Source organism: Achromobacter sp. Bel (assembly GCF_012928505.1).
Lineage (GTDB): Bacteria > Pseudomonadota > Gammaproteobacteria > Burkholderiales > Burkholderiaceae_B > Achromobacter.
Genome location: NZ_JABBJN010000050.1, coordinates 18348 through 34553, shown reverse-complemented (window position 1 = coordinate 34553; position 16206 = coordinate 18348). Strand labels below are relative to the sequence as shown.

The 16206-nt window shown below is 64.6% G+C and carries 17 protein-coding genes and 4 tRNA genes; 8 read left to right on the top strand and 13 right to left on the bottom strand.

Annotated elements, in window-relative coordinates; all coding sequences use genetic code 11:
• The first annotated feature begins 16 nt into the window (after positions 1-16).
• On the top strand, positions 17-802 hold the full coding sequence (locus HG262_RS24380; RefSeq protein WP_169273470.1) for an NAD-dependent deacylase: 786 nt from the start codon (positions 17-19) through the stop codon (positions 800-802).
• A gap of 37 nt (positions 803-839) precedes the next feature.
• On the opposite strand, the gene HG262_RS24375 is transcribed toward HG262_RS24380, so the two are convergent.
• Positions 840-1409 carry a hypothetical protein gene (locus HG262_RS24375; protein ID WP_169273469.1) on the bottom strand — a complete coding sequence of 190 codons (570 nt, stop codon included), beginning with the start codon at positions 1407-1409 and terminating at the stop codon, positions 840-842.
• A gap of 179 nt (positions 1410-1588) precedes the next feature.
• Between HG262_RS24375 and HG262_RS24370 the strand changes: the two genes are divergently transcribed.
• Positions 1589-2188, top strand: a complete 600-nt coding sequence (locus HG262_RS24370; RefSeq protein ID WP_169273479.1) for a helix-turn-helix transcriptional regulator — start codon at positions 1589-1591, stop codon at positions 2186-2188.
• 96 nt (positions 2189-2284) lie between these two features.
• Entirely contained in the window at positions 2285-2533 is a 249-nt protein-coding gene (locus tag HG262_RS24365) for a hypothetical protein (protein WP_175216741.1), read from the top strand.
• 13 nt (positions 2534-2546) lie between these two features.
• Here HG262_RS24365 and HG262_RS24360 read toward each other — a convergent pair whose 3' ends face one another.
• Positions 2547-3431 (bottom strand): LysR family transcriptional regulator, encoded by an 885-nt coding sequence (locus HG262_RS24360; RefSeq protein WP_169273468.1) that lies wholly within the window; start codon positions 3429-3431, stop codon positions 2547-2549.
• 143 nt (positions 3432-3574) lie between these two features.
• Here HG262_RS24360 and HG262_RS24355 point away from each other — a divergent pair, with 143 nt between their 5' ends.
• Positions 3575-4171 carry a short chain dehydrogenase gene (locus tag HG262_RS24355; RefSeq protein ID WP_169273467.1) on the top strand — a complete coding sequence of 199 codons (597 nt, stop codon included), beginning with the start codon at positions 3575-3577 and terminating at the stop codon, positions 4169-4171.
• Between the two features lie 153 nt (positions 4172-4324).
• Here HG262_RS24355 and HG262_RS24350 read toward each other — a convergent pair.
• Positions 4325-4401 (bottom strand) — tRNA-Arg (locus HG262_RS24350).
• A 185-nt stretch (positions 4402-4586) separates the two neighbouring features.
• Here HG262_RS24350 and HG262_RS24345 point away from each other — a divergent pair.
• The gene (locus HG262_RS24345; RefSeq protein WP_169273466.1) at positions 4587-4820 is read left to right on the top strand and encodes a DUF3079 domain-containing protein; all 234 of its coding nucleotides are present in this window, start codon (positions 4587-4589) and stop codon (positions 4818-4820) included.
• Between the two features lie 97 nt (positions 4821-4917).
• Here HG262_RS24345 and HG262_RS24340 read toward each other — a convergent pair.
• Together HG262_RS24340 and HG262_RS24335 are read right to left on the bottom strand one after the other, a co-directional pair.
• Positions 4918-4994: transfer RNA gene (locus HG262_RS24340), tRNA-Arg, on the bottom strand.
• A 126-nt stretch (positions 4995-5120) separates the two neighbouring features.
• A tRNA-Arg gene (locus HG262_RS24335) sits at positions 5121-5197 on the bottom strand.
• Positions 5198-5461: 264 nt separating this feature from the next.
• Between HG262_RS24335 and acpA the strand changes: the two genes are divergently transcribed.
• On the top strand, positions 5462-7192 hold the full coding sequence (gene acpA, locus HG262_RS24330) for an acid phosphatase (RefSeq protein WP_169273465.1): 1731 nt from the start codon (positions 5462-5464) through the stop codon (positions 7190-7192).
• 51 nt (positions 7193-7243) lie between these two features.
• On the opposite strand, the gene HG262_RS24325 is transcribed toward acpA, so the two are convergent.
• Both HG262_RS24325 and HG262_RS24320 read right to left on the bottom strand, forming a co-directional pair.
• Complete coding sequence (locus tag HG262_RS24325) at positions 7244-8047, bottom strand: ankyrin repeat domain-containing protein (RefSeq protein WP_169273464.1); 804 nt, start codon at positions 8045-8047, stop codon at positions 7244-7246.
• A gap of 10 nt (positions 8048-8057) precedes the next feature.
• Complete coding sequence (locus HG262_RS24320; protein WP_169273463.1) at positions 8058-8576, bottom strand: DUF2199 domain-containing protein; 519 nt, start codon at positions 8574-8576, stop codon at positions 8058-8060.
• Between the two features lie 120 nt (positions 8577-8696).
• Between HG262_RS24320 and mnmH the strand changes: the two genes are divergently transcribed.
• Together mnmH and HG262_RS24310 are read left to right on the top strand one after the other, a co-directional pair.
• Complete coding sequence (gene mnmH, locus HG262_RS24315; protein ID WP_169273462.1) at positions 8697-9752, top strand: tRNA 2-selenouridine(34) synthase MnmH; 1056 nt, start codon at positions 8697-8699, stop codon at positions 9750-9752.
• 25 nt (positions 9753-9777) lie between these two features.
• Entirely contained in the window at positions 9778-10182 is a 405-nt protein-coding gene (locus HG262_RS24310; protein ID WP_169273461.1) for a VOC family protein, read from the top strand.
• A 143-nt stretch (positions 10183-10325) separates the two neighbouring features.
• On the opposite strand, the gene HG262_RS24305 is transcribed toward HG262_RS24310, so the two are convergent.
• The 6 genes from HG262_RS24305 to cysS all read right to left on the bottom strand — a co-directional run bounded on the left by HG262_RS24305 (position 10326) and on the right by cysS (position 16178).
• A tRNA-Ser gene (locus HG262_RS24305) sits at positions 10326-10418 on the bottom strand.
• Positions 10419-10507: 89 nt separating this feature from the next.
• Positions 10508-11773 carry an aspartate kinase gene (locus HG262_RS24300; protein ID WP_169273460.1) on the bottom strand — a complete coding sequence of 422 codons (1266 nt, stop codon included), beginning with the start codon at positions 11771-11773 and terminating at the stop codon, positions 10508-10510.
• A 146-nt stretch (positions 11774-11919) separates the two neighbouring features.
• A complete protein-coding gene (gene tilS, locus HG262_RS24295) occupies positions 11920-12906 on the bottom strand; it encodes a tRNA lysidine(34) synthetase TilS (RefSeq protein WP_248293487.1) in 987 nt (328 codons plus the stop codon).
• Between the two features lie 150 nt (positions 12907-13056).
• Positions 13057-14022 carry an acetyl-CoA carboxylase carboxyltransferase subunit alpha gene (locus tag HG262_RS24290; RefSeq protein WP_006225512.1) on the bottom strand — a complete coding sequence of 322 codons (966 nt, stop codon included), beginning with the start codon at positions 14020-14022 and terminating at the stop codon, positions 13057-13059.
• 36 nt (positions 14023-14058) lie between these two features.
• The gene (locus tag HG262_RS24285; RefSeq protein WP_006225511.1) at positions 14059-14703 is read right to left on the bottom strand and encodes a DNA-3-methyladenine glycosylase; all 645 of its coding nucleotides are present in this window, start codon (positions 14701-14703) and stop codon (positions 14059-14061) included.
• A gap of 20 nt (positions 14704-14723) precedes the next feature.
• The gene (cysS, locus tag HG262_RS24280; RefSeq protein WP_169273458.1) at positions 14724-16178 is read right to left on the bottom strand and encodes a cysteine--tRNA ligase; all 1455 of its coding nucleotides are present in this window, start codon (positions 16176-16178) and stop codon (positions 14724-14726) included.
• Between the last annotated feature and the right edge of the window lie 28 nt (positions 16179-16206).

The following is a 16206-nucleotide window of genomic DNA, read 5'->3' as shown; positions in this document are numbered from 1 at the left end:
ATCTTCCAGGTTGAAAATGACGAGTACTTACCAAGATATTCCACCCGCACTGGTGCAGACCTTACGCGGCGCGCAGCGCGTCGTCGTCTTCACCGGCGCCGGGGTTTCCGCGGAAAGCGGCATCGCCACCTTCCGCGATGCCTTGACGGGCTTGTGGTCGCGCTTTGACGCGCAATCGCTGGCCACGCCCGAAGCGTTCCGCGCGCATCCCGATATCGTGTGGGGCTGGTATGAATGGCGCCGCGGGCAAGCCCTGCGCGCCGAGCCGAATGCCGCGCACCGCGCCATCGCGGCGCTCGCGCGCCACGTTCCCGAATTGATCGTCGTCACGCAGAACGTGGACGACCTGCACGAGCGTGCCGGCAGCCCTCAAGTGGCGCACCTGCACGGCAGCCTGCATGCGCCGCGCTGTTCATCTTGCGGTGCGCCGCAAGCGTTGTCGGGCGGCATGCCGGAGGCACCTGACGAAGGACGCCGCATCGCGCCGCCCGCTTGCACGCGTTGCGGCGCGCCGGTGCGGCCGGGCGTCGTGTGGTTCGGCGAAAGCCTGCCTGCCGACGCCTGGAGCGGCGCCCTGCGCGCCGCCGAGCAATGCGACCTGCTGTTCTCCATCGGCACGTCGGCGCTGGTCTACCCTGCCGCTGAATTGCCGCAACGCGCGCTGGCCGCGGGAGCCACGGTCGTCCAGGTCAACCCGACCGTGACGCCCCTGGACCGGCAAGCGCACTGCAATTTGCACGGTGCGGCCGCCGATGTCATGCCCCGCCTGCTGGCGGCGGCTTTCGGCGCCACCGGCCGCTGACGGACGCATCGGCGCGGATCCTCGTCCACCCATCGACTCACCACTTGCAGCCCCGGTCCGTCAGCGTATCCGCCAGCAGCATCGGCAACGCCAACAGACCGCCAGCCGAGTGCGCGTCCTTGCAGGACGGCCGCGCAGCTTTGGCTATGCCTTGAGCCAGCGCGGACGGCTCCTCGCGCGCCTTCGGCGCAAGGCGAAACACGGGTTCGCCCCGGGCGCGCGGCAGGCCCACCGCCTCGGCATCCGCCTCCCGCCAGCGAAAATCAGGCTGCGGAGCAACGGCAGAGGGCGGGTGCGCGCCCTTGCTCGTGACGGATGCGGTCGCGGAAGGCTGACTCCCCGACGGCAAAGCCGCCCGCGCCGACCGCGGCACGGACGGCGATACGGGTGCAGAGGCGGAGTGCTTCGCCGGCAGCACCACCACGATCAGGGCGGGTTCCGCCTCCCGAGCGCTTGTCGGCGCATTCCGGTCGAACCACCACAGCGCCCCCACGCCCCCATGCAAGGCGCAAGACAGCACCACCGCCCACCCGGAAATCCTCCGCGCCTGCCGCCTCGGCGCATGCGCGCGCCGCGTCGCGGCCGCCTCTCCCACCATGCTCGACACTCAAGCTGCAAGCCCGCTCCAACGGGCGACGCGGCGATGATAGCGTCATGCGTGGTGAAGATTTGTGAAGATCTTTAGGGTCGTTGTGGGGTAGAAACAAGGTTGCTGCAGCAGTCGAGGGGAAACCCCAAATCTCACCGTTGTGTCACCGGATTACAGTGGCGCAAGCTGTTTCGGCCGTGGAGAGCACCATCCCTTTTTCCTGGAGACTTCCCGATGTGTTCGTGCGTTCATCAGACGGTGTCCTGCATCGTGTGGTGCGGCACGCCACGACCCCCGAGACCATCGCCAAACTTGAGAGCGTTCCCAGCAATTACCATCTGGATTGCCAGTGCATGCTCGACAATGGTGAAACGCTATCCTGGATAGGAAATAACCAGTATCGTGAGACTAACGGCGATGCGATCTACACCGCCGAATCCGATAACACGACGCCTCGTGGCGATTCCCGCAAAAGCGGCGCCGCCAAGCGAAGTGGGCCGGATGCATACCGGGCGACCCCGCACAAGAAACTGACTGCCGGGCACACCCCTTTACCACTAGCTGTCGTCAATCTAAAAACCGGCAACGATTGGAGCTTGATACGCGCCTGGCGCGAGCACCTCAATATCAGCACTGCGGATATGGCGGCCCGGCTCGGCGTGGACCACTCCATCTACATTGAATTGGAACGGCCGCGTCCACGGCCACGCCAGGTCATCCTGGATCGCGTTTCGGAAGCATTGGGCGTGTCACCCGACCAACTCGATGATTCATTGTTAGGAGGGCGTTTTCAGTAGCGCCGCGCGGGGTCTCCCCGCCCGCCCACGCATCTTGAAAACGTCCACGTGACTTTGGCGCCGCATGAAAGACGGCCCGCGCAGGAGGTGAGCAGTATGCTCGGCACCGCAAGACGATTGACCGATGTGCTTGTCACATCCCCCGACGGCACCCTGTATCGCATTGAACGTTTCGTAGCCGATCTCGACGCGTACTCCGCGCTGGGGACTTCGCGCTTCGATCCCAAGATGCACTGCATTTGCCGGACCAGCTCAGGCGAAAAAGTCACCTGGCTTGGCGGCCAGGCCTATGAGATGCTGAAGAACGGCATCTCGTTGACGGCGGTCGACCGACGACGGCGCTGAACGACGCCCCGCCCTACCGCGTGAATCGGTCCACCAGAAAGTCCACGAAGGTCGTGAGCTTGGGCAGCGCCTGCCTGTCTTTCGGATACAGCAGTGTGACCGGTCGCGCGGCGGGCCAATACGGCTGCAGGATCGGCACCAGCCGACCGGCGCGCACGTCGTCCCCCAGCAGCAGCTCGGGCTGCAGCACGACGCCAAAGCCCGCCAGGGCCGCCTGCCGCAGCGCCTGGCCGTTGTTGGACAGGAATCGGCCCGTGGGATAGCCCACCTGATTGCCGTCTCCGCTGTTCAGCTGCCAGCCGGTGCGGCGGCTCCAATACGAAAAATCCAGGCATTGATGCCGCACCAGATCGTCCGGGGTGGCGGGCGTGCCGTAACGCTCCAGATATGCGGGCGCTGCGCAGACGATCATCTGGTAGCGCCCGATCATGCGCGCGACCAGGCTTGAGTCCGCGGGTTCGCCGATACGCACCGCCAGGTCGTAGCGTGCGGCCACGATGTCTTCCACGGCATCGCTAAGCGCCAGCTCGACGCTGACATCGGGATAGATGGTCAGGTAGTCGGCAATGGCCGGCGTCAGCGCGAATGAACCGAAGGTCACCGTCGACGTGATGCGCAGGTGGCCCCTGGGCGTCAGCCGCAAGGCCTCAGCGCCCTGTTCCGCGTCGCGGATCTCGGCCAGGATGGCCTTGCAGCGCGCGAAGTACGCCTGGCCCGCCTCGGTCAGGCTTTGCCGCCGGGTCGTCCGGTTCATCAGGCGCACGCCCAGCCTCGCTTCCAACCCCTTGATGTGCTTGGCCGCCATGGCCGGCGACATCTCGTGGCGCATGGCCGCGGCCGTCAGGCTGCCCAGCTCCACGACCGCCACGAACACCTCCATGCTGAGCAAACGGTCCATGAATTACGCACCCTGAGTGTGAAGTGTTTCCACTATTCCGGGATTTTTCCACGGAAATCAAACGGCGAGAATCACTGCATGCACTGGCGCTGGGCCGGTGCGCGACAAAACGAACAGATTTCGGGCAATCCCCGGGAGACCCTATGAAAATCCTTCTTATCGGCGCCACCGGCACCATCGGCCGCGCGGTCGCGGCAGACCTCGGTCAACACCACGACATCATTACCGTAGGCAAGACCCAAGGCCAGCATCAGGTTGACGTGACCCGCAGCGACAGCATCCGCAACCTGTTCGAACGCGTGGGCAAGGTAGACGCCATCGTCTCCACCACGGGCGGCCTGCATTTCGGCCCCCTTTCCGACATGACGGCGGAGCAGTTCAAGATCGGGCTGCACGACAAATTGCTGGGCCAGGTGGACCTGGCCTTGATCGGCCAGCACTACGTCAACGCGGGCGGCTCCATCACGCTGACCAGCGGCATCGTCAGCGACGAGCCCATCCGCTTCGGCGCCAACGCCTCGGCGGTGAATTCCGCCATTGACGGCTTTGTGCGCGGCGCCGCCGTCGAACTGCAGGGCATCCGCATCAACTCGGTCAGCCCCAACGTACTGCAAGAATCGATGGCCAGCTACGGGCCCTACTTCCCGGGCTTCGAAGCCGTGCCCGCCAGCCGCGTGGCCCTGGCCTACCGCCGCAGCGTCGAAGGCGCGCAGACTGGCCGCGTCTTCCGGGTATGGTGATAAGACGCGGATCCTCGCGGCGGCGCATGCCGCCGTGATGGTCCGGACAAAAGAAAAGCGGCTTGATGGATGACCATCAAGCCGCTTCGTCTTTATTGCTTTTGCCTTTCGGCAGAACCGCAGCATCGTTGATACCGCGTGTTCAAAATAAGTTGGCGCGCCCGGCAGGATTCGAACCTACGACCCCCTGGTTCGTAGCCAGGTACTCTATCCAGCTGAGCTACGGGCGCCCCGAAAGAGGCGTGTTTATAACATGAAAAATTACCATCGCGCAAATCGGGGAACGAAAACACGCGGCTTCCTGTGATCCGCGATGCCTTGCGCCAGATCAACGATGGCCTGCGCCCCTGCGCAGTACGCTGAACGTGCAGCAATGCAGGACCCGATCCTGCCTCACCCCGCATGCAGGCAAACCATGGCCAAGAAATTTCCGATGCATCCCAAGCACCCCGAACGCATCTGCTGGGGCTGCGACCGCTATTGCCCAACCGACGCGATGAGTTGCGGCAACGGCTCCGATCGCACCATGCACCCCATCGAACTCCTGGGAGACGATTGGGCAAGCGTGGGGGATTGGGGATTCGAAGACACAGATGATGCGGGGCACGACGGCCCGCAAACTACGGCTACACAGGCGCCGCATCACTGAATTTCCCTGCGCAGTTTCAATACTGCATGCATGACATGCGCCGGAAAAACAAAAAGGCCTTCGATACGAGATCAAAGGCCTTTCCATTTTCTTTCTTTGGCGCGCCCGGCAGGATTCGAACCTACGACCCCCTGGTTCGTAGCCAGGTACTCTATCCAGCTGAGCTACGGGCGCTCCGACAAAGAGGCAAAATTATATCAGAATAATTAAGCCGTTGGGGCTGCTGCTACCCCTACTTGCTTTTTCTTTTTAAGTTTTTTCGCATCCTGCGTTCGCGGGGAACATGGGGTACTGAAAACTTGGCGCGCCCGGCAGGATTCGAACCTACGACCCCCTGGTTCGTAGCCAGGTACTCTATCCAGCTGAGCTACGGGCGCATCAAAAAGCAAGCCTTGAATAATAGCGTTGTTTCAGAAAACGTGCAAGTCGGCGGCGGGAATATTTCATACCGGTCCGCATCTCGGCGCCCTCCTTACCGCTGCCTGCCGCCCCTGCGTACAGCTATCTGACAGCGGATGGTCACACCGATAGAACCTTGGCTCTTTAGCCTAGCGGCCGTTAACGATGCCGGCTGTCATCCGGTGATCCCGCGGCGCAATGACAGTGCGCCGCGCCACCCGCTAGCTCAAGAGTCCTTCCTCATGTCTGACCACGAAAAGAACGCCGGCGCACCGTCCGCCGCCCCCACGGACGCGGAATCGCCCGTACGCCCCACGCGCCGCGGCTTCCTGACCGGCATCGCCGCGCTGGGCGCCAGCGCGGCGGCAATGGGGGCCCTGTCCGGCTGCTCAAGCGATGACGACGATGACAGCCCCGCCACGCCCACGCCCGATCCCACACCCACGCCCACGCCCGATCTGACCCAGCAATTGCGCGCCAATGTGAAAACGGTGGTCGTGATCTTTGCCGAGAACCGCAGCTTCAACAACCTGTTCGCCAACTTCCCCGGCGTGGAAAAGCCGCTGTCCGCATTGACCGCGGCAGACTACACGCAGAACGACCGCGACGGCACGCCGCTGTCCGTGCTGCCGCCCGTGTGGAACGGCATGGTGCCCACGTCGCAACAGGCCAACCACATCACGTATCAGGTCGATCAAACAGCGCCCTACATGAACAACCTGCCCAACGCGCCGTTCGCGCTGCTGGGACCGCAGGGCGAACCCCTGCCGCAAGGCGTCGTCACGCGCGACCTGTGGCATGTGTTCTATCAAAACCAGATGCAGATCAACGGCGGCAAGAACGACCGCTTCGTCGCATGGGCCGATTCCGGCGCGCTGGTCATGGGCCACTACAGCGACTCTGCCTACAACCTGCGCCTGTGGAAACTCGCCCAGGAATTCGTGCTGTGCGATAACTTCTTCCAGGGCGCGTTCGGCGGCTCGTTCCTGAACCACCAATACCTGGCCGCAGGCCGCCCGCCCTTCTATCCCGATGTGGCGGACTCGGTGGCGAAGACGCAGATCGCCCAGTTGCAAAGCGCCGACCCCGCCGACCCGCGCCTGCAACCCAAGGCCACATCGCCCGCCAGCGCATTGGCCGGCATTCCTCAATTCGGCGCCAGCGCCCTGACGCCCGACGGCTACGGCGTCAACACGATGGCCCCGCCCTATTGGCCTTCGTTCAACCGGGACGCGACCGACCCGACACTGGCCGACGCCACCAATCCGCAAACAATGGTGCCGCAAACGCACGACAACATCGGCGACCTGATGACCGCCAAAGGCCTGGACTGGGCCTGGTACGCAGGCGGCTGGCAGGCTGCCGTGGACACCACGGCCAACACGGGCTTCCCCTCGTCGCCCAATTTCCAGGCGCACCACCAGCCCTTCAACTATTTCAAGAGCACCGCGCCCGGCACCGCCGCACGCGCGGCGCACCTGCGCGACGGCGGGCTTGGAGACCTGTCTTCCACCAACAAATTCCTGGCCGACGCCGAAGCCGGCAAGCTGCCCGCGCTGACGTTCTACAAGCCGCAAGGCAACCTGAACATGCACGCGGGATATGCGGACGTGGACTCGGGCGACCGCCATATCGCCCACATCGTCGACAGCCTGCGCAAGAGCGCACAGTGGGAAAACATGGTGGCGGTGGTCACCGTCGATGAAAACGGCGGCTGGTGGGACCACGTAGCGCCGCCCCTGGGCGATCGCTGGGGCCCGGGCACGCGCATCCCGGCGCTGGTGATCTCGCCGTTCGCCAAGAAAGGCACGGTGGACCACACGGTGTACGACACGGGTTCGATCCTGCGCCTGGCCACGCGCGTGTTCGACCTGCCAATGCTGGAAGGCCTGAAAGCGCGCGATGACGCGATGACGGCGCGCGGCCAGCTTCCCATGGGCGACCTGAGCAATACGCTGACGTTCAGCGCCTGAACGCGGTTGCCGAGGGCGGGCGCCGCCTATGCGCCATCCGCCCTGGGCAACCTAGTAAAGCGTAAGCGTGGGCCGCCGGGCGGCGCTGCCATTCCAGGCAACCGGCAGGCCGGCCGCTTCGGCCGCGCGCACGATCAGTCCGCCAACGCGCAGCATGTCGGCGTCCGCGCCTTCGGGCGCGCCCCAAAACGCCAGATCCAACCGCCCTTCCTTCTTTGCGCGGTTGCGGTCCTGGCGCGTATAGAAGCAGAACCCGTGCAAGCCGGCAGCCGCGCCGCCGCGCTCGTGAAAGATCTCCGTGCAATCGGCAAAGCCATCCGACTGCGTCGTGCCTGCGTCTTGCAAGGCGACCAGGCCCGCTTGCGTCAATACCTCGAACAACGCATCCAGCCGGCCCTGCGCCTCGCGCCATTGCGCGGCGCTGAGCTTGACGGGTTCGGGTTCCGGTTCCGGTTCTTCAAGCGCCACGCCGGTCAACTCGGACAACAGCTCCTGCACCTCGGGCATCATCGCGTTCACGGTGATGTGATTGCCATGGGCATCGCGGATATCCGCCCGGGCGCCCGCATCGATCAGCATCTGCACCGCTTCCGTGCTGGGCGCGAACTCGGCCGCCAGATACAGCGCGGTGCGCCCCTCGCGTTGGAACTCCAGCGGGCTGCCGGCATCGATCAACGCCTTGAGCACGGCCAGGTTCGGCGCAATCTCCGTATCGTTGGCGCCCATCGCGGCCTGCTGCAATGCGGTGAAGCCATGCGCGTCGACCGCCGCGGGGTCCGCGCCCGCCTCCAGGCAAGCCTGCACCGTCTTCACATCGCCGCTGCGGGCGGCATCGAAAATCTTGCTGAGCTTCAAGGGGCGGCTCCTAGGTTTGCGCCACGCCGGCGCCATGCACAAGCATCGCGTAGATTTCCGCGACTCGTTCAATCGTCATGCCCTCGCGCTGCTCGACGGCAAGCGGATGGCGGGTGGGCTCCAGCTCAATGGCCGGCCGGATGCCGCCGTCGCGCAGATGCACATGCGTCTTCAGGCCGAGCGTATCCGGATAAGGCGCCAATTGCGTATTCAGCCAACCGAACAGGGGCGGCGTCTGCGCGCGCTCGGGCTCGTCGACGGTCCGTACCCAGGTCTCGTAGCTCGCCAGACTGACCGACACCCACACGCCCCACACGAAGGGCTCGGGATATCCATGGATGGGCAATTCGATGCAACCGCGCAAGAAGAAATGCTGCTCGTCGATCACGCAGTCGTCGCTGCCCAGGTCGCCGCGCTGCTGCCGTTCTTCCGGGGCGATGCGGTGGTAGCTTTCGGGCGCGTCGGCGCCAAAGCTCGGCAGGCCATGATGGACCTGATCACAGGTGGCGCATTTGAATGAGAATTCCATATTCCGGGCAGGCAGGGAGAATACGAGGATGATAGCAACCGGCGCGCCAAGCCCCCTTCGCCGGAAAGCACTATGCTAATGGCCGCTTCCCGCCCTCCGATCAACGCAACGGCCACTCACGTGAAACACCTGCTCGCCAGCCTGGACAAGCTGGATGACTTCGACGAAATCATCGATGTGCGCTCGCCGCTGGAATACGCCGACGACCATATCCCCGGCGCGATCAACGCGCCCGTGCTCAGCAATGAAGAACGCGTGCTGGTCGGCACCTTGTACCGTCAGGTCTCGCCCTTCGAAGCGTCGCGCACCGGCGCGGCCATCGTGGCCCGCAACATCGCGCGGTATCTGGAGACCACCTTCGCCGACCGGCCGCAAGGATGGCGTCCGCTGGTCTATTGCTGGCGCGGCGGCAAGCGCTCCGGCTCGATGACCGTCATGTTCAATATGATCGGCTGGCGCGCGCGCCAATTGGACGGCGGCTACAAGCGCTACCGCGGCGCCACGCTCGAGGCGTTGGACGCGCTGCCTGCGGCCCTGCGCTGCGTCGTGCTGGTCGGCCCCACGGGCAGCGGCAAGACCCGCTTGCTGAAAGCGCTGGAGCAGGCCGGCGCCCAGACCTTGGACCTGGAACAGTTGGCGTCGCATCGGGGCTCGCTATTGGGCGCGCTGCCCGGCATCGCCCAACCCTCGCAGAAGCGGTTCGACACGCTGCTGGCCATGCGGCTGCGCGAACTGGACGCCAGCCGGCCGGTTTACGTGGAATCGGAAAGCCGCAAGATCGGCTCGGTAGCCCTGCCGCCCGCGCTGCTGCAAGCGATGCACCAGGGCGCCTGCATCGAAGTCGTGTCCACGCGCGAAGACCGCGCCGCCTTCCTGCAACAGGATTACGCGGAACTGTTCGCAAATCCGGAGTGGCTGAAAGCCCAACTGCAACGCCTGCTGGGCCTGCTGGGCCTGCACAGCCGCGACGTCATCAATGGCTGGCTGCAAATGGTGGACGAAGGCCGCCGCATCGATCTGGCGCGCGAATTGATTGACCGCCACTACGACCCCGCCTACGCCCGCAGCAGCCATGCGCACTATACGCAGTTGCCGCAAGCCACGCGGATGGATTTCCGGCCAAATGACGCCGATGTGGTGGATCAAGCCCGCGCCTTGCTGGCGGCCTTGCCGTGACACTCCCCTGCCTAAAGGAGCCGATGTGTTTTCACATATTTTCGTGAGCGTGACCGATTTCGAGCGAGCGCTTCGCTTCTACACCCCGCTTATGGACAGACTCGGTATTGAAATGCGCTTTTGCGACCGCGACAGGCCGTGGGCGGGCTGGCACAGCGCCGATCAATCGCGTCCCTTTTTCGTTATCTGCACCCCTTACGACGGCAGGCAGCACGAGCCGGGCAATGGTCAGATGATTGCCTTCGCGGCTGCGTCTCGAGCAATGGTTGACGCCGCTCACCAAGCGGCGCTTGAGAACGGCGGGGCATGCGAGGGGCTGCCCGGAGTAAGACCGCATTACCATGCTCACTACTACGGCGCGTACTTTCGCGATCCGGACGGGAACAAGTTTGGCGTGGCCTGCCATGCGCCGGCAGTCGAAGAACCTTGATGACGCTCAGGCCGAATGATGAGGATGGGGCGGAACAGATGCGCAAACTGCTATCTGCGCTGGAATGAAAAAAACCCGCAATCGATTTCGCGATTGCGGGTTTTTTAATTCAGCGCTGGGTGTTTAAGCCAGCGCTGAAGATCTGGCGGAGACGGTGGGATTCGAACCCACGATGCAGTTTTTAGCCACATACTCCCTTAGCAGGGGAGCCCCTTCAGCCTCTCGGGCACGTCTCCGAAAAGAGAACGAGATTCTAGCACGTTTTTTTGGAGTCTTGCCCGCAAACGGGCCATCAATCAAAAAAACCGTACCGGATCCGTTGCCTTTATTCCTTGGCGCCCGGCGTCTGGTCCAGGCCGAAGGCCTTGTGCAGCGCGCGCACGCCCAATTCCATGTACTTGTCGTCGATGATGACGGACGTCTTGATCTCGCTGGTGCTGATCATCTGGATGTTGATGCCTTCTTGCGAAAGCGTCTGGAACATCAAGCTGGCCACGCCCACGTGCGAGCGCATGCCGATGCCCACGATCGAGACCTTGGCGACCTTCTCGTCGGTGGACAGTTCGCCCGCGCCGACGGCCGGGATCACTTCGCGCTTGAGCAGGTCGACGGCGCGCGCGAACTCGTTGCGGTTCACGGTGAACGAGAAGTCGGTCGTGCCAGCGACGGATTGGTTCTGCACGATCATGTCGACGTCGATGTTGGCGGCGGCGACCGGACCCAGGATGGAGAAAGCGATGCCCGGTTTGTCGGGCACAGCCAGCAAGGTGATTTTGGCTTCGTCGCGGCTGAAGGCGATGCCGGAGACAACGGCGGCTTCCATTTTTTCGTCTTCCTCAAAAGTAATCAGCGTGCCCGAGACCATTTCTTCGTCGAGCGGGATGAGCGGGTCGGTCAGCGAGGACAGGACCCGGACCGGTACACGGTATTTGCCGGCGAATTCGACCGAGCGGATCTGGAGGACCTTGGAACCCAGCGAGGCCATTTCCAACATTTCCTCGAAGGAAACGACGGCCATGCGGCGCGCTTCGGGCACCACGCGCGGATCGGTCGTGTAGACGCCGTCCACGTCGGTGTAAATCAGGCATTCGTCGGCCTTGATGGCCGCCGCCACGGCCACGGCCGAGGTGTCCGAACCGCCACGGCCCAGCGTCGTGATGTGGCCTTCAGGGTCGATGCCCTGGAAACCCGTCACGATCACCACGCGGCCGGCGTCGAGGTCGGCGCGGATGCGCGCGTCGTCGATGGAGCTGATGCGCGCCTTCGTGAAGGACGAATCGGTGCGCACAGGCACTTGCCAACCGGCATAGCTGCGCGCCGGCACGCCTTCGGCCTGCAGCGCGATCGCCAGCAAGCCGCTGCTGGCCTGCTCGCCGGTGGCGGCGATCATGTCGAGCTCGCGGCCATCGGGCTGGGGCGTAATTTCGCGTGCCAGGCCAAGCAGGCGATTGGTTTCGCCCGCCATTGCCGACGGCACAACAACAACCTGGTGGCCTGCGGCATGCCACTTCGCGACGCGACGCGCCACGTTCCTGATGCGCTCGACCGAGCCCATCGAAGTACCGCCATATTTGTGAACGATCAGGGACATCTCGTACTCTGGCTGGGAACCCGCCGCAAAGTGGTGGCGGGCAAAACCATATATTCTAGCGCGGCGGTAAAAATTTGCTCAGTTTGAGGAAATTTATGTTCATTACGCGGCTATTTTTCTGCGGATTCTTTCCAAAGCAGCCGTTTTTATCCTCTGGGCTCTACCCAGACCCGTCCCCGATGGCATCGGATGACGTGCCCCGCCTGCTCTACCCGCAACTGGCGGTCATGGCCCAGGCTGTGCAGTTCGCGTAGCTGGCGCAGCAGGTCGCGCAGACGCGCATCGGTGGGCATGCGGGCGCCGTTTTGCGCCAGCCAATGGCGCAGCAGTTGCGACTGGCGCGCCGGAGACAATGCGCGCCACGCTTGCAGCGAAAAACTGGCACCGTCCGGACTGGGATCGAGCCGGGCGAAATCCTCGCGCGCGACTTCGTCCAGGATCTGGGCGGCCTCGGCCATGTGGTCCGCATGCCGGGCGACGATGCCTCGCCACGCGGGCCAGCGGCGGTCCAGCACCGGTGCCAGCAGCTCACGCACCGCGGCACGCGTATAGCGGGGATCGGCATTGGTCGGATCCTGCACCGGTTGCCACCCGCAAGCGGTTTCGACCGACGCCGCGGCCTTCAGGATGGTGGCGCGGTCCTGGCCTAGCCAGGGGCGCAAATACCAGATGCCGTCGCGTAGAGACGCCGGCGACATGGCCGCCATGCCGGCAAGCCCCGTGCCGCGCAGCAAGCGCAGCAGCACGGTTTCAGCCTGGTCGTTACGGTGATGCGCCAGCAGCACATGGCGCGTTCCGTGCGCGCCAGCCAATTGGGCCAGCGCCGCATAGCGCGCGTCGCGGGCAGCCGCCTCGATCCCTTTACCGCCGGCTTGGTCGACCTGAACCCGCGCCTCGGCCACAGGTACGCCCAGCAAGCCGCCCAACGCATGCACCTGGCGCCCCCAGGCATCGGCGGCGGCCTGCAGGCCGTGATGCACATGGAACAGCGACAGGCCGATGCCAAGCTCGCGGCACACCGCCGCCGCATGCACGGCCAGCATGGCCGAGTCCGCGCCGCCGCTGATCGCGACCGCGATGCGCGCGGGCCGCTCGGGCAAGGCCAGCAGGGCCTGCCGCAGCGCGGCGGCCAGTTCAGGGGAGACGGGAGGCAATGGGAGGCCGGAATGCGCAACGCCCGACTCGGCCGCGTGGGGCGTGTCGGGCGTCGGCTGGCCGTTCATTGGGGATGGCGCGGGTAGCGCGGTCGCGGCACTGGCGAGTCCGCCGGTGCCCTGCCCGCGTTACGCGCGCACTTCCTGATAAGCGCCGTAGGACAGCAGGCGTTGCACGCGCTGTTCCACAAGCTGCTCGGGCGTCATGCCCTGAAGCTGGCGCAGGGCATCGCCCAGCGCGCGGCGCAGCAGGCGCGCCATGACGCGGGGGTCGCGGTGCGCGCCGCCCACGGGCTCGTTGACCACGCGGTCCACCAAGCCCAGGTCCTTCAGGCGCGGCGCGATGATGGCCAGAGCTTCCGCGGCGTCAGGCGCCTTGTCGGCGCTGCGCCACAGGATCGAGGCGCAACCTTCCGGCGAAATCACGGCATAGGTCGCGTATTGCAGCATCAGCACGGCGTTGCCCACGGCGATCGCCAGCGCGCCGCCCGAACCGCCTTCGCCGATGATCGTGCAGATCACGGGAACCTTGAGCTCGGCCATGGCGTACAGGTTGTGGCCGATGGCTTCGGACTGGCCGCGCTCTTCGGCGCCAATGCCGGGATAGGCGCCCGGGGTGTCCACGAACGTGAACACGGGGATGCCGAATTTTTCAGCCAGGCGCATCAGGCGCAGGGCCTTGCGATAGCCTTCGGGACGCGGCATGCCGAAATTGCGGGCGGCGCGTTCCTTGGTGTCGCGGCCTTTCTGATGACCGATGACCATGCAGGGCGTGCCGTTGAAACGCGCGAGGCCGCCGATGATGGACTGGTCGTCGGCGTACATGCGGTCGCCGTGCAGTTCATGGAAGTCGGTGAACATTTCGCGCACGTAGTCCAGCGTGTAGGGACGCTGGGGGTGGCGGGCGACAAGGGCCGTCTGCCACGGCGTGAGCTTGGCGTAGATTTCCTTGGCCAAGGTCTGGCTCTTCTGCTGCAGACGTCCGATCTCGTCGGAGATGTCTACCGCTGAATCGGCCTGCACATAGCGCAGCTGTTCGATCTTGTTCTCAAGCTCGGCCAGCGGCTGTTCAAATTCCAGAAATGTATTGCGCATGTAGTGTGGTTCCGTAGATGGGCTGCCTGGTGTGCATCAGTATTGAACCGGTGTCGGTTCCAGACTGCGCCATAAGTACCAGGTCGCCACGGTACGCCAGGGCTGCCACGCCAGCGAGACTTCGCGAGCCTCGAAGCGCGAGACAGGCTCGCCACTGAAATAGTGTAGCGAGATTGCCTTGAGCAACCCGGGATCATCCAGCGGCAGGACATCAGGCCGCTGTAGATTGAAAATCAAAAACATCTCCGCCGTCCAGCGCCCGATACCCCGGATGGCGACCAATTCAGAAATAACGGCTTCGTCGTCCATGGCCGCCCACTTTTCGGGGTGGACGCGGCGTTCGCCGAAGTGCACGGCCAGATCCAGCACATATTCGGCCTTGCGCTGGGACAGGCCGGCCTTGCGCAGCCCGTCCACGCCCACGCGCAGCACGGCGACCGGCGTGGGGCGTTTGCCCACGGCGTCGATGAACTTGGTCCAGACGGCGTCGGCCGCCTTGGTGGAGATCTGCTGGCCGATGATCGCGCGCGCCAGCGTCACGAACGGCGTGCCGCGCGAGGTCAGCCAGACCTCGGGATGCTGGGGGATGACTTTTTTCAGGATCCGGTCGCGCCGCATCAGATGGGCGACGGCGGCCTCCCAATACTCGGGCTTGGGGATGTCGAGATCGGCGGTGGACATGTCGGGCGTATCCACTGGGCTCAGGCCCGGCGCCATTGCGTCAAGCCACCCGGCTTGTCGTCGAGTTCAATCCCGGCATCACGCAATTCCGCGCGGATGCGGTCCGCTTCGGCGAAATTGCGGGCAGCCTTGGCGGCTGCGCGCGCGTCGATCAGCGATTGGATCGCGTCGGCCTCCAGCGAGGCGCGCTGGCCCTGTTCGATCGAGGCGGCGGAATAGCGGGTGGGCGACTGGAAATACGTGGCAGGGTCCTGTTGCAGCAGGCCCAGCAGCGACGCCAGCGCTTTCAACTGGCCGGCGCTGCGCGCGCTTTTGCCACGGTTGGCCTCGGAGGCCAGTTCAAACAGGGCCGCGATCGCACCGGAACTGTTGAAATCATCGTCCATGGCGGCCTTGAAGGCCTGCGCCTGCGGCTCGTTCCAGTCGATGCCCTGGCTGTCGGCCGGCACGTTTTGCAGCGCCTGGTACAGGCGATCCAGCGCATTCTGCGCGTCGACCAGGTTGTCCGGCGTGTAGTTCTGCGGGCTGCGATAGTGGTTGCGCACAATGAAGAAGCGCACCATTTCGGCTTCACGCGGGTTCACGCGGTACGTCGCCTCGCTCGTGGCCGGGTCGCCTTGGGCGACCGTCTGGCGGATGGTGCGGAAATTGCCCAGGGACTTGGACATCTTGTCCGAATCGACCATGAGCGGGCCGCAATGCATCCAGATATTGGCCAGCGTACCGCCAAACGCGCCCTCGGTCTGCGCGATCTCGTTTTCGTGGTGCGGGAACTTCAGGTCCGGACCGCCACCGTGGATGTCCAGGGGCAGGCCCAGCAGGGACTTGCTCATGGCCGAGCACTCGATGTGCCAGCCCGGGCGGCCCAGGCCGTAAGGCGATTCCCACTTGGTGTCGGCGGGTTCGTCGGCCTTGGCCGACTTCCACAGCACGAAGTCGAGCGGGTCGCGCTTGGCCGACCCCACGGCCACGCGTTCGCCGGCGCGCAGGTCGTCCAGCGTCTTGCCGGACAGCTTGCCGTAGCCCGCGAACCCACGGACGGCGTAATTCACGTCGCCGTCGTCGGCCTGGTAGGCCAGGCCGTTCTGCTCGAGCTTGCCGATGATGTCCAGCATGTCGCCCACGTACTGGGTGGCGCGCGGCTCGCGGTCGGGCGATTCCACGCCCAATGCCTGCTCGTCGGCGTGCATGGCGGCGATGTAGAACTCGGTGACTTCCCCGATGCGGCGGCCGGTTTCAACGGCACGGCGGATGATCTTGTCGTCGATGTCCGTGATGTTGCGCACGTAGTCGACCGCCAGGCCGCTGGCGCGCAGCCAACGCTGCACGATGTCGAACGAGACCAGCATGCGGGCATGGCCCAGATGGCAGAAGTCATACACGGTCATGCCACACACGTACATGCGCACCTGACCAGCCTGGGCCGGTTTAAACGGTTCTTTGGTACGCGATAACGTGTTGTAGATTTGCAGCATGGCGCTTTAGGATTCGTCTAATTGCTTC